This is a genomic window from Rhodococcus sp. P14 (assembly GCF_000256505.1).
In the GTDB taxonomy this organism is placed as follows: Bacteria; Actinomycetota; Actinomycetes; order Mycobacteriales; family Mycobacteriaceae; genus Rhodococcus; species Rhodococcus ruber.
In genome coordinates this window covers 1-12184 of sequence record NZ_AJFC01000251.1, presented here as the reverse complement: position 1 = coordinate 12184, position 12184 = coordinate 1, and the positions used below count along the sequence as shown (strand labels likewise).

19 protein-coding genes are annotated in these 12184 nt (G+C 69.7%); 8 read left to right on the top strand and 11 right to left on the bottom strand.

The annotated features are described in order from the left end of the window. The coding region (locus OEY_RS0117925; protein ID WP_010595204.1) for an NAD(P)-binding domain-containing protein at positions 1–849 on the top strand (849 nt) is incomplete at its 5' end. Between the two features lie 70 nt (positions 850–919). Here the strand turns inward: OEY_RS0117925 and OEY_RS0117920 are convergent. Beyond that, entirely contained in the window at positions 920–1357 is a 438-nt protein-coding gene (locus OEY_RS0117920; protein WP_010595203.1) for an SRPBCC family protein, read from the bottom strand. A 143-nt stretch (positions 1358–1500) separates the two neighbouring features. On the opposite strand from OEY_RS0117920, the gene OEY_RS0117915 reads away from it, so the two are divergent. Then, positions 1501–1800, top strand: a complete 300-nt coding sequence (locus OEY_RS0117915; protein WP_017681688.1) for a protease inhibitor I42 family protein — start codon at positions 1501–1503, stop codon at positions 1798–1800. Here OEY_RS0117915 and OEY_RS0117910 read toward each other — a convergent pair. Next, a complete protein-coding gene (locus OEY_RS0117910) occupies positions 1787–2245 on the bottom strand; it encodes a hypothetical protein (protein WP_010595201.1) in 459 nt (152 codons plus the stop codon). The genes OEY_RS0117915 and OEY_RS0117910 overlap by 14 nt on opposite strands. Positions 2246–2393: 148 nt before the next feature. Here OEY_RS0117910 and OEY_RS0117905 point away from each other — a divergent pair, with 148 nt between their 5' ends. Further along, positions 2394–2777, top strand: coding sequence for a VOC family protein (locus OEY_RS0117905; protein WP_010595200.1), 384 nt, complete (start codon positions 2394–2396; stop codon positions 2775–2777). Between the two features lie 291 nt (positions 2778–3068). Here OEY_RS0117905 and OEY_RS0117900 read toward each other — a convergent pair whose 3' ends face one another. The 4 genes from OEY_RS0117900 to OEY_RS0117885 all read right to left on the bottom strand — a co-directional run bounded on the left by OEY_RS0117900 (position 3069) and on the right by OEY_RS0117885 (position 5829). Then, a complete protein-coding gene (locus tag OEY_RS0117900; protein ID WP_010595199.1) occupies positions 3069–4070 on the bottom strand; it encodes a MerR family transcriptional regulator in 1002 nt (333 codons plus the stop codon). 4 nt (positions 4071–4074) lie between these two features. Beyond that, positions 4075–4740: a HEAT repeat domain-containing protein gene (locus OEY_RS0117895; RefSeq protein ID WP_010595198.1), complete on the bottom strand. Its 666-nt coding sequence runs from the start codon at positions 4738–4740 to the stop codon at positions 4075–4077. 153 nt (positions 4741–4893) lie between these two features. After that, positions 4894–5340, bottom strand: coding sequence for a hypothetical protein (locus tag OEY_RS0117890; protein ID WP_010595197.1), 447 nt, complete (start codon positions 5338–5340; stop codon positions 4894–4896). Positions 5341–5469: 129 nt separating this feature from the next. Further along, complete coding sequence (locus tag OEY_RS0117885; RefSeq protein ID WP_010595196.1) at positions 5470–5829, bottom strand: hypothetical protein; 360 nt, start codon at positions 5827–5829, stop codon at positions 5470–5472. 291 nt (positions 5830–6120) lie between these two features. On the opposite strand from OEY_RS0117885, the gene OEY_RS0117880 reads away from it, so the two are divergent. Then, entirely contained in the window at positions 6121–6564 is a 444-nt protein-coding gene (locus tag OEY_RS0117880; RefSeq protein WP_010595195.1) for a hypothetical protein, read from the top strand. A 44-nt stretch (positions 6565–6608) separates the two neighbouring features. Here OEY_RS0117880 and OEY_RS0117875 read toward each other — a convergent pair whose 3' ends face one another. From OEY_RS0117875 to OEY_RS0117860, 4 genes are all read right to left on the bottom strand, one after another. Next, positions 6609–6857, bottom strand: a complete 249-nt coding sequence (locus tag OEY_RS0117875) for a DUF6308 family protein (protein ID WP_010595194.1) — start codon at positions 6855–6857, stop codon at positions 6609–6611. A gap of 55 nt (positions 6858–6912) precedes the next feature. Next, positions 6913–7098 carry a hypothetical protein gene (locus tag OEY_RS0117870; protein ID WP_026137988.1) on the bottom strand — a complete coding sequence of 62 codons (186 nt, stop codon included), beginning with the start codon at positions 7096–7098 and terminating at the stop codon, positions 6913–6915. 91 nt (positions 7099–7189) lie between these two features. Next, the gene (locus tag OEY_RS0117865; RefSeq protein WP_017681685.1) at positions 7190–7699 is read right to left on the bottom strand and encodes a hypothetical protein; all 510 of its coding nucleotides are present in this window, start codon (positions 7697–7699) and stop codon (positions 7190–7192) included. Positions 7700–7837: 138 nt separating this feature from the next. Then, positions 7838–8077 (bottom strand): hypothetical protein, encoded by a 240-nt coding sequence (locus OEY_RS0117860; RefSeq protein ID WP_010595193.1) that lies wholly within the window; start codon positions 8075–8077, stop codon positions 7838–7840. Positions 8078–8195: 118 nt separating this feature from the next. Between OEY_RS0117860 and OEY_RS0117855 the strand changes: the two genes are divergently transcribed. The 4 genes from OEY_RS0117855 (at position 8196) to OEY_RS0117845 (ending at position 11313) form a co-directional block, all read left to right on the top strand. Beyond that, entirely contained in the window at positions 8196–8798 is a 603-nt protein-coding gene (locus OEY_RS0117855) for an LppP/LprE family lipoprotein (protein WP_010595192.1), read from the top strand. 111 nt (positions 8799–8909) lie between these two features. Then, positions 8910–10682, top strand: coding sequence for an ATP-binding protein (locus OEY_RS28640; protein ID WP_010595191.1), 1773 nt, complete (start codon positions 8910–8912; stop codon positions 10680–10682). Continuing rightward, a complete protein-coding gene (locus tag OEY_RS31220) occupies positions 10604–10810 on the top strand; it encodes a hypothetical protein (protein WP_099527973.1) in 207 nt (68 codons plus the stop codon). Before OEY_RS28640 ends, OEY_RS31220 begins: the two co-directional genes overlap by 79 nt. Before the next feature lie 65 nt (positions 10811–10875). Then, positions 10876–11313: a nucleoside deaminase gene (locus OEY_RS0117845; RefSeq protein WP_010595190.1), complete on the top strand. Its 438-nt coding sequence runs from the start codon at positions 10876–10878 to the stop codon at positions 11311–11313. 6 nt (positions 11314–11319) lie between these two features. Here OEY_RS0117845 and OEY_RS28635 read toward each other — a convergent pair. Next, a partial coding sequence (locus OEY_RS28635; RefSeq protein ID WP_010595189.1) for a carboxylate-amine ligase occupies positions 11320–12184 on the bottom strand: 865 nt, incomplete at its 5' end.

Sequence of the window (12184 nt, the reverse complement as noted above, 5' to 3'; positions counted from 1 at the left end):
CACTCCAGTCACCACCCCGGACCGGACGCGTATGCGCGCAAGAAGGCCGTGGTGATCGGCGCGAACAACTCGGCGCACGACATCTGCGCCGCGCTGTGGGAGGTCGGCGCCGACGTGACGATGGTGCAGCGCTCGTCGACGCACATCGTCAAGTCCGACTCACTGATGGACCTCGGCCTCGGCGATCTGTACTCCGAGCGGGCCCTGGCCGCGGGGATGACGACGGCCAAGGCCGACCTGACGTTCGCGTCCCTGCCGTACCGGATCATGCACGAGTTCCAGATCCCGGTCTACAACGCGATCCGTGAGCGCGACGCCGACTTCTACGCCCGGCTCGAGAAGGCCGGGTTCATGCTCGACTTCGGTGACGACGGCTCCGGGCTGTTCATGAAGTACCTGCGCCGCGGGTCCGGCTACTACATCGACGTCGGCGCCGCCGAACTCGTCGCCGACGGCGAGATCAAGCTGGCCCACGGCGGCGTCCGCGAGCTCACCGAGAACAGCGTGATCCTCGAGGACGGCACCGAGCTCGAGGCCGACCTGGTGGTCTACGCGACCGGCTACGGCTCGATGAACGGCTGGGCGGCGGATCTGATCGGCCAGGACGTCGCCGACAAGGTCGGCAAGTGCTGGGGCCTGGGCTCGGACACCACCAAGGACCCCGGCCCGTGGGAGGGTGAGCAGCGCAACATGTGGAAGCCCACCCGGCAGGAAGGGCTGTGGTTCCACGGTGGCAACCTGCACCAGTCGCGGCACTACTCGCTGTACCTGGCGCTGCAGCTCAAGGCCCGGCACGAGGGGATCCCGACGCCGGTGTATGGGCTGCAGGAGGTCCACCACCTGAGCTGATCCCGGGAAGCGACGAGCCGCCGGCGCGCACGACGCGCCGGCGGCTCGGCGTGCCGGGGCCTGTGCCGGGTCAGGCGTAGTGCCGCAGGACGAACTCGGTCAGGCCCTTGCGGATGGTCTTGATCGCGTGCTTCTGTCCCTGCCTGAGCATGAAGCCCGGCACCGGGATCTTCGGGTCGGTGGACATCGTCACCCGCACGCACGTCCCGCGCTCGGTGCGCGTCAGGAGATACTCGCCGTCCTGGGAGTGCTGTATCTCGCTCTCGAGCAGCGTCCACGACGTGGACTCCTCGGTCCACTCGTGCTCGATCACCTGTGTGTCCGAGATGCCGAACAGGGCGAGCGTCATGCGCACGACGCGGGGCCGGCCGTCGTCGTGTCGGGATTCGACCTGCACGTCCTTGTGAGAGGACGACCATTCCGGGATGCGCTCGATGTCGGTCAACGCGCGCATCACCTGCTCGGGCGTCGCCTCGATCTCGAACTCGTCTGACACCGATGCGGCCATATGCCTTCCCACTTCCTGGTCGATTCCCATGCCGGTGCTCCGGATACCCGCCTCGCGGACCCACGACACGTGTTCCGACGAACGAGTCCCCCGAATCGCTCTCGATAGTGACATAGATCACAAAACCGCCGTACGCTGGTCCAATGAGGCACGTGACCACCGGACCCCGGGACCTGCAGGTCGCCGTGGGCGACACCATCGAACTGCACCTGCCGGAGAACACCTCCCGCGACTACACCTGGTGCCCGACCCACATCGGCAAGGGGCTGCTGCTCAGCGACGTGCGATTCGTGCCGTCCCGGAATCCGCTGCCCGGAGCCGGCAGCGAGCGCATCCTCTACCTGCGCGCCAAGCGGGCCGGGACCTGGCCGGTGTCGCTGCAGCTGCAGCGGGCCGAGCACATGTCGGCGGACGAGCGGAGCATGACCGTCACCGTGACCTGACGGACCACCGCTCGTCGACCCCGGCCGGGTGCGGGTCGCCCAGGCTCCGGCAGTGCGCCAGGTAGCGCCGTGCCCAGTAGTGCACCGAGCGATGGTCGCCGGCCGCGGTGAGCCGGGCGAGGGCGCAGGTGCGGTCCACCAGCTGCTCGTGCAGGACCCGTTCCAGGATCGCCACCTGGCGCCGGTCGCCGGTCGTCGCGATCTGCTCCACGCAGCGACTCAGGCGCGCAGCCCGCACCGACGCGCGCTCGGGCGGCGCGCCGCCCTCCCGGAGGGCCTGTTCCAGGGCGTCCCGGTAGCCGAGCGCGTATTCCAGTCGGTGGCGAAGCCCACCGAGCTCCACCGGGTCGCAGGTGCGTCGACGACGCGCCTCCAGTACCTCGACCTGCGTCCGCGTCAACTGCAGCACCGCCCGAAAATGCGTGGCCAACGTGCTCTCGTCCATCGTTCTTCCTCGCTCGCCCGTATCGTCACCGTCGAGCAAACCCGGTGGCGCTTAGCTGCGGCTTAGCGCGGATCGGCCACGATCGGGCGAGTACACCCGTTCGCGGGGACTACGCTGAAGCCGTCCGGTCGCACAGGAGGCGAACGCCATGGCAGGACGCATCGTGCACTTCGAGCTGCCCTACGACGACGGTGACCGCGCCCGGTCCTTCTACCGCGACGCGTTCGGCTGGTCGCTCTCGGACGTCCCCGGCATGGACTACACCCTCGTCACCACGGGGCCCGTCGACGAGACCGGCTCCTCCACCGAACCCGGGTACATCAACGGCGGCATGTTCCGGCGCGACGAACTGAGAAGTCCCGTCGTGACCGTCGACGTCGAGGACATCGATGCCGCGCTGCAGAGGATCGAATCGCTCGGCGGGAAGACGATCTCCGCCCGAATGCCCGTCGGCGACATGGGATTCGCGGCGTACTTCTCCGACACCGAGGGAAACGTGATCGGGTTGTGGGAGTCGAGGCACGACTCGTAGGGGGCCGTCGCTTCGCGGCGTTCGACGAGCGCGGGTGGCATGGGCTTTCCTGGACGCCGACCGAGCACCGACCGCCGGTGGCGTCGAGGTGCTTCCCGAAGGACCGCCCCGACGCGGAACCGACCCCGGACGGGTGCTGGGCGCACTACAGCAACATCGCCGCCGAGGGTTTCCGCACCATGACCGTCGGGGCCACCGTCACCCTCGACTGGGAACAGGTCGCCGATCAGGACGCCTACCGGTACAGAGCGATCGAGCAACACCCCGGCAGTCACCGCTCGCCCGCACCGTTCACGGTGACGCGCGCCTGTCCAGGATCACGGACGCGGTCGTTGCGATCACCCGGTCGTGGTGGCCGGTCAGTGCGACGAGGACGTCCCGCGCCGCAGGTCCGGGAATCTCGGCGAGCGCCTGCGTGACGCGCAAGCGTGCGGCTGCGTCGAGCGTGCCGTCGAGCACCTCCTGCACGGCTCGGACGACGTCGACCGTGGACACCGATGCGGCGGCCAGTATGCCCAGAACCTCGGCGGCTTCGACGTCGGCCCGGCCCTCGACGACCATCTCCAGCAGGATCGGCACGGCCTCCCCGGCGCCCCGGGAGCCGAGGGCCACGGCGGCACGGTCGCGCACGGTGGTGTCGCTGTCGTCGAGTGCCTTCTTCAGCAGTGCGGTCGCGTCCGGGAGGTGCATCTCCGCGACAGCGACGATCGCCCGCCGCCGGACGTCGGCGTCTGCCGAGTCCAGCCCGGCGGCCAACTCAGCCAGCCCGGCAGCCCCGGCCCTCGCCAACGACCAGCGCAGCGCCCCGGCGACGTTCGGGTCGTCCTCTGCGAGCACTGCCTCGGCCAGGGCTTCGACGGGCAGCGCGGCGTTCTCGTGCTGCGACAGGACGGCCTGCTGACGGTGGGACCCCGACTCGGAGTCGAACGCGTGCAGCAGTGTGACGATGCGCAGGACGTCCTCCCACGCCTCCGGCGCGGCCGAATCGACCCGCTCGAGTCGCGCGAGCAGTTCCGTCTCGGCGGCGATCCGCGCCCGGGTGTGCCGGATCAGGTCGCGCACCAACTCGGCCGGCGCGAAGTCGAGTTCGTCCAGCGCGCGCTTGGTTTCGTGCAGTGACAAGCCCAGACTCCTGAGACTCTCCACATGGAAGAGGCGGCGGATGTCGTCGGTGGTGTACTCGCGGTAGCCGCCGGACGTGCGGCCCGTCGGCCTCACCAGACCCAGGCCGTCGTAGTGGCGCAGCATGCGAGTGCTCACGCCGGAACGCCGCGAGACCTCACCGATCAACATCCCATCACCTGCCGGCTCGGTCCGGTGCGGTGGCGGCGACCCGTTTCGCCAGCTCCAGCGACAGCGTGAACCCGCTGTCGGGATCGAGGCGGAGCCGTTCGGTGGCTTCCGCATGCGCCCGGATGCCGGGGTCGGAGCTCGCGGTGGCAGCTTCCAGGACCGGCACGGCCGCCTCGTCGAGCATCGCCAGTGCACGGCTGAGGCTGAGCTGCAGGTCGTGGTCGCCTCGTCCGAGTGCGATCCCCAGAGCCGCGGCGAGCCGGCCCTCGCTGCCGGCCGGCACGAGCGCGACAGCGGCCCGCCATGCGCTGCGGGCGACGTCGTCGTCTCCGTCGTGCAGCATCGTCGACACCGCAGGCCAGGCCTTCCGGTCGCCGATCTTGGACAGCGTGTGCAGGGCCTGGCTGCGGGCCTGCGCGGTGCCGGAGTCGAGTTCCTCGAGGAGTCTCGGCACGGTGACGTCGGCCGGGAGCCGGCACAGTGCCCACGTCAACATGTCGCGGACGAAGAAGTCCGGTTCGACGCCGCACCGGTCGACGAGGATGGTCGTGAGCCGCTCGTCGGCGACGGTGCCGGCCTCGAGCGCCGCCCGCAGACGAGTCGCCGGATCGTCACCGGTGAGGGCATCGACGAGGCGAGCATCCGGCTCGCCGTAGCTGGCTGTGTTCATGGGAAGCACCTCCTTCGCAGACCATTCGAGCGCTTGTCACAGTGTGAAGGTCAAGGGGCACGCTCGCCGGCGGGAGCATCCCCCTCGGTCACATCCGCCGTGTGTGGAATCGGAACTGTGCGTGGGCTGTCCGGCCCTGGGGTCACGGCTCGTTCACGCGGCGTGCCAGGTCGCGGTGCCCGACTGCACGGTGATGCTTGCTCCGTCGATGGTGACCGTGGCCGTGATGGTGCCCGCTCCGGTCTGTGCCGGCAGCAGGTCGGTGAAGGGGTCGGCGGTGCCAGTGACGCCGGTCGTCTCGTTGCGCCAGTGCACCGTGCACGGGCAGTAGTCGAAGTCCATGGTCCACCCGTGCAGCGGCGGAGTACTCGGATCGGTGCGCATGTATACCGCCGCGTTGATGAAGGGAGTGATATTGCCGACCGAGCCGGTGTTTCCGATGAAGATGCCCGGAATGTCGTGCACGCCGACGGTGCGGGTGAACGTCGACGCGGACGCGGTCGGGGCGGTGAGCACCGTCAGCCCGGTCGCGGCGGCGACGGTCGCGGTGACGGTGGCAAGGCGGCGCAGCGACGTGCGCAGCGGAGATCGTGTCAGCATGGTGCGGTCCTGTCTTGGCGGCGGGTATCCGGAGGCCGGAACAAGCGGGTACGGCGTCGAGGCGGCTCGAGGTGTGCTCGAGACCGGATGGGCGTGTTGGCGCATCGTCACTTCGCCGCGCGTCCTGGGTCAGCCGGCGCTGCCGGTAGCGATGGGGTTGTACGCCCATACCTGGCGGATGCTCTGGCCGGGGGCAGGAAGGGGACTGAGCCGGATCAGCGGGTTCGTCTGCCCGCCCGGGATGTGCTGGATGCAGTTGGCGGTCTGCCCGTGGAAGGACTGGCATTCGATCCGGTGTCCGGTGCCGTACGGGCTGAGAATCAGTGCCTTGTGCGCGTTCTCGCCGAACGCCCCGGGATCGAACGGGGTGACGAAGAATTCGGTCGCGTCGTAGCGCGGAGCGCCGTCCTGAGCGAGGGCGACCGCAGGCGCGATCGCCATGGTGGCGGCCACGGCCGCGACCGTGACTGTCAGAATTCGTCCGATCACTGCAGGGTCTCCTTCGCTCGGTACCGATCCGGCTCGTTTCATGATCGGGAAGGGCCGGTCCGGCGTTACGGGGTCCGGCGAGGCTGAACGTTGCGGAAGTCCCTGTGACACAACGCTCGCGGTCGACGAGGTGGCGGCACTGGCGGATTCGAGGATCAATGCCCTGAGGCGTTGTCGCAGTACCGAAGGCGAGCTGGTGGTGAGACGGGGCGCGACAGTCACGGCGCGCTCGGACGGCACCACCATCGACGTGGTATTTCCGAATGTGAGGAGAATGAAGGTGCATGTCGCATGATCAATCCCCGGCTCGAGCACTTCCTGCTATACGAACTGTCCGACGACTGGATGCCCCTGGGATCGTTCGTCGCCCTGACGGAACGGATCACCCCCGACGACTGCTCGTCCGGTCGGGTCCTCGCGATCATTCGCGACCTGGCGGAACGCGGATTCCTCTGCCTCGGCGGCTGGCCCGGAGACGGTCGGCCGTGGGAGCCGTGGGACGTTCCACTGGACGAGGCAATGGACCGGATCGCGCACGGCTTCGACGGTGAGGTCGGCTACCTGGAGGCGTCCCCCCGTCAGGCGGCGACCACGGAGGTGTTTCGCGCGGCGATCACCGCCCTCGGCGAGACGCGGCTGCGTGAACTCGGCGATCCTTACGAGCTCTACGGCGACCCATGGTGGGACGATCCGAACATGCGCGCGGAGGGGGAGTTCCCGCCGTGGCAGGACTGAGCCCGAGCACCGTGCCCTGAGGCGGACCCGCTCGACGACCCTGGCTATCTGCCCGCAACAGGGTGCTCGAGGTAGGCGCGTTCGGTACCGAGTACGTTGCCGACTACCGCGTCGTAGATCGGATACAGCCGGGGACGCTTGCGTGCGATCAGCTTGGACGCGGTAGTGCGGCGGACGCTCGGCACGATGCGCAACGCTTGCTCGAGCTGCCACACCAGTGACGCAGGAATCATCTCGTCCTCCTCGTCGACGAGGTCGCGGTCCGGCCGCGGTGGGCAGCGCACCGAACTCATCGCGCTGTTCGGCGACGCCGTAGGGGACGGGCGTCTTGCGCAGCAGCGCCTCGAGTCAGAGACGTCTGTTGCGATACCCGTCGGAGCCGTCGGCCACCACCTGAGCCTTCGCCGGATCGAGCACCTCGATCCGGTCCAGATTCGAGTAGAACGCGGCGGTGCTGTCGGCGACGAGTTCCGACAGGCCCCGCGCTCGGACGAGCCACCCGTCGGAGCCCCCTCGGCCTGGGTGACCAGCCACTCCTCGTCCCGCACCACGACGATCGAGCCGGGGGCGACGTCGAGTTCCGCCGCGTCCACTACCGGCGACTCGGCGGAACTCGACGTGGCGCTCAACTCGGATACCCGCTTTCTGGTGTGATCGACAAGGACCGGTCCGTTGCGAGGAATGATGCCGGCACCCTCCTCGGCGCCGCGTGCGCCCGGTCGGGGACGGACGGTGTCGTCCTCCCCGCGCTGTCCGGTCGGTGGGTGGTCGCCGCCGTGTCGATCGCTGCTCGCGGGCCGGGCTCGTCGTGTCGGTCCACCTCACCGACCTCGATCAGTTCCGCCCCTACGATGTCCCGCAGTGTCTTGGAGTTCCTCAGATTCCGGAGGTACGTCATCTGGGCCCTGGTGCCCTTGGCCAGGCCGTGTTCGTTCCGCGCCTTTTGGAGCGCGTCGACAATCCGGTGCCGGGATTCCTTGTCGCTCCGGAGCCAGGATTCCCTGAGCGTGGGCCACGCCTCGCGAACGAATTCGACTGTGGGGCGGGCGCCGTAGACCGTTCGCAGCGCGTCGGCCGGGCCTGCATCGGGGTCGTAGATCTCGAGGAGCGCATCGCTCAGGTCCCGAAAAAGCACGGGTAGGAGGTTCGACCACTTGAACTTGAACCTGGGCGCCGCAACCTCGAGCTTCCGCGTGAACCGTTGTCGGACTTCGGTCCGTCCTCGGACGACCCGAGTGGAACGCACTTCTCATCGCGGGACTCGCAGGACACGTTAACTCCCGGCCGGCGGCGGCTGTGCCGCTGGTGGTCGGGGACGACCGTGAACACACCCCAGCGCGGTGCCGACGAGGTATTCGGCGAGAACGCCTCGCATCGCGTTGCCGAGCAGGTCCGAGTACGCCCACGCCCAGAAGTCCCGCAACTGTTGCCCGAGGAGGCGCCCGGACTCGTGCAGCGGTTCGTTCCCCGCCTTCGGGACCGTGGGCGTTGCGTCGAGGCTCGGTACATCCATTCCGCGACACTTCCACACGGCGACACTTCCACGCAGCTCTCGTCCGGACCGGTCCGAACTGACAGAATCCGTTCCCGTCGCGGCGACCGCCGTCGCACCCGAGTGCCCGAGGAGCCCCATGTCGAGTCGCACAGCCGGTCTCAGCGTCGTGTCGGTCGCCGCGATTGCATTCCTCGCCGGATGCGCGCAGACCCAGGACGGGCAGCCGGTGGCCGAACCGGCCACCGCGACTTCCTCACGCCAGGCACCTGTCGGCGGGTCGGTGGCGGCCACGACGGCGGACGAGCAGCCGTGCGATCCCGCCGTCGACCTCGACGCGCCGGAGGTGTTCGCGGTGATCGAGCAGCTGCCCCCGCCCCAACAGATCCCCGACGCGACATGGCTGCGGGCGTACAACGGCAACTACAACCGCTGCAGCGACCTCAGTTACGCGCAGGTCGGCATCGTGGGGGCGACCGGGTCGTCACCGACCCACCTGCTGCTGTTCCACCGCGGCGAGTACGTCGGCACGGCCACGCCATGCGCGCTGAACCCGGCGGTGGTCGCCACGGCCTTCGACTCCCTCGACGTCGAATACACCTACCCGCGCGAGGGCGAGCCGCACGCGGCCGCCACCGGGTTCGCGGAGCTGACGTTCACGTGGACCGGCGGTGAGGTCGTCACCGAAGGACGGCTGCCGGACGAGTACCTGGAGTCGACGGGGTGCGACGAAATGCGGTGACGCCGCCCGGCGATGCGGGTGCGCCGGGATCGGCGCGGACGTCGGTACGATCACGGCAAGTTCGGGACGCCGCCCCCGGGGCTTCCCGACGGAACAGACAAGGCAGGAACGATGGCAGTCGCCCCCATTCCCGTGGACCAGCGCGTGATCGGCATCGATTCGCGACGCTTCGCCTCGATCGAGAAGGCGCTCGTCGAGCTGATCACCAACAGCGACGACAGCTACTCGCGTCTGGGCAACGGCGGCGCCGCAGCCGAGGCCCGCATCGACATCACCTACGAGCGCCACCAGTCGGGTGCGGTCCTGCAGGTCACCGACCACGCCGAGGGGATGCCGTTCGACCAGGCCGCCCGCATCCTGGCGTACGGGGGCGCGCACAGTCCGCTCTCGCGCGGCGAGGGACACGGCCGCGGCTACTTCGGGCGCGGCCTCAAACAGGCCGTGTTCGGGGTCGGCGCCGGGACGCTCGAGACCGTCAGGGGCGGCCGGTTCACCCGCATCGACCTGTTCCGCGGCGAGAACGGCGGCTACCTGTACGACGACCACGGGGGCGACCGGCCCGTCGAGGACGACGACCGGGAACGCCTCGGTCTCGACGGCAACGGCACCCGGGTGACCCTGGTCGTGGAGAACCCGCACGTGGTCATCTCCCGGTTCCAGACCGTGGTGCAGGCACTGTCCGACAACGTGTATCTGCGGGAGGTGCTGTCGCGGCGCACCGTCGAGGTGGTGCACGTCGCCGGCCGGCGGGAGATCCAGCGCAGCGGCAGGGTGCTCTTCGACGAACCCCCGGCGGTCGTCCTGATCGGTCCCGAGGCGCCCGGCAGTTTCGTCTACGACGGCACCGAACACAGCTTCACCCTCACCGTGAAGCGGGCCAAGGGCGTCGAACTGACCATGTCGGGCGACGAGCGCACCAACGGCCTCGTCGTCGTGTCCGGCCTCGCCGTGCTCGACTGCCAGTTGTTCGCGTACGAGAACCAGGTGGGCGCCGAGTACCTGTTCGGCACGGTGCGCTGCGAGGCGTTGATCGAGCGGCTCGGGCGGGGCGAGCCGGTCGTCCGCGACGAGCGCGAGGGCCTCAACGAGAAGGATCCGTTCGTCGCCGCGTTCGCGAAGGCGGTCAGCGCCCGGCTCACCGAATACGTTCTCGCCGAACGGGATCAGCTCACACGTCTCGAGCACGCGACGACCTCCGGGACCACCGCGCACATGATCGACCGCCTGCTGCACCGGATGAGCGAGTCCGCGATCCGGGACCTCGGTCTCGGCCCGTCGCCGGCCTCGGCGCCGCCGGCGGCAACCGGAACGGAGGACGCGGTCGTCCTGCAGTTCACGACGCCGTTCTACTACCGCCGGCCCGGCCACCCGTTCCACGTCACCCTGGAGGTCGACACCGAGCGCCTTCCCGGCGACGACCGGCTGACGATCTCGTACACGCTGCCCGACTCGCTGCGGATCGACCCACGGCCCACCGAGATCGCCGTGGAGCAGAGGACCGGTGTGCAGCGGCTGGAATGGACCGTCGTGGGCGACACACCCGGGGAGCGCGGCGAGATCATGGTGCGGTCCGGTGCGTTCTGGGCGTGGTGTGAGATCGTCGTCGCCGAGGACGCGCCGTCGCCGCACCATGCGCCGCGGCCGCACCCGGCGCCGCCTCGTCCGGTGCAGCGCCGGCGGGTGTCCCGGGACCACGGCGAGGACATGTTCGTCGGCTACGACCTGCGTTATCTCGGGACGACGGTGGACGCGCCGTGTACGACCCCGAGCATCGCACGATTCTCATCAACACCGGCGATCCCACCGTGCAGCTGTACCTCGACGGCCGGGGCCGGTTCCGGGACTCGGCGCGGCTGCTGCTGGCCGAGTTGTTCCTCGATGTGATCGCCGGCGAACTCGCACGACGATCCCTCGAGAACAGGGGCTTGCAGGACGACGTCCACGCCTACACTGCGACCAAGCAGAAGATCGTCCGCCGCTACGGCGCGCAGATCCACAAGTCGTTCACCTGACCGGGATTCGGGGTGGTGCCGTGACGAACGCACGCGGGTCGGTGGGGAGCCCTTCGGCGGACGCGATGCTCGACGTCGCGTTCGCGGAGGCCCGGCTGGGCCTCGCCGAGGGCGGCATCCCGATCGGCGCGGCCCTGTTCGCCGCGGACGGGACCCTGCTCGGCCGCGGTCACAACCGGCGCGTGCAGGAGGACGACCCGTCGCTGCACGCCGAGATCGCCGCCTTCCGGTCCGCGGGCCGCCGCCGCGACTACCGTGCGACGATCATGGTGACGACGTTGTCACCGTGCTGGTACTGCAGTGGCCTGATCCGGCAGTTCGGGATCGGCGCGGTGGTGATCGGGGAGAGCGTCACCTTCACCGGCGGCCACGACTGGCTCGCCGAGCACGGCGTCGAGGTGACGGTGCTCGACGATCGACGCTGCATCGACATGATGACGACGTTCGTCGCCGAGCACCCGGATCTGTGGCACGAGGACATCGGCGCCGCGCCGGCCGGGTAGGGGCGCTCACCGGGCCGGCGGCGGGGGAGCGGACGGTGCACAGTCCTCGACGGTGATGCGGGCCAGTTCCGCGACGAAGTCCGCGGCGGTGCGGGACATCGCGAGCGCGCGCCGCTGCCGTCGCGCGCCGTTGCCCCGGCGCAGGATCCGCCGCACGGACGCGCGGGTGGACGTGAAGTCGCCGGTTTCCTCGAGGCCGGGTCGCACGTGTGCGAGCAGCGAACCCAGTAACCGGGCGGCACGGACGGGCCGTTGCGTCAGCGGGTCCATTCCGTGTCCGTCGATGCCCTCGTGGGCGGCGCGCCAGCACGCGGCCTCGAGCCGCTCGGCCTCGAGCCGGGGTGCCGGGTCCCCGCGGTGGACCGCGGTGAGTGCGGTGGACACGAGCCCACGGACGAGTGCGGCGGCGGTGACGGTTTCCTCGATCGTGGCGGGCACGTCGCAGATCCGGATCTCGAGAGTGGGCAGGTGCGGTGAGAGCCGGATGTCCCAGTAGACCATCGCGGGGTCGAGGACGACGCCGGCGTCGAGCATCATCGCGACGACGTCGTCGTAGTGCCGAGCCGACCGGAAGTAGGGCGGCGGCCCGCCGCTGGCCCAGCGCCCCCACTGGATGTGTCGCCAGCTCGCGTAGCCGGTGTCGGCGCCGGCCGTGACGGACGAGTTCGCCGTGAGCGCGAGCAGGGCGGGCAGCCAGGGCCGCAGGTGATTGCAGACCTGCACGGCAACCTCGCGATCGGGGACGCCGATGTGGACGTGGCAGCCGCAGATCACCTGGTCGGTGACCGCCCCGAAGTGCCGGGCCATCCGCCGGTACCGGGCGGCGTCGGTCAGCGCCCCCGGCGGGGTGGTCTCCAGTGGAGGTACGGCC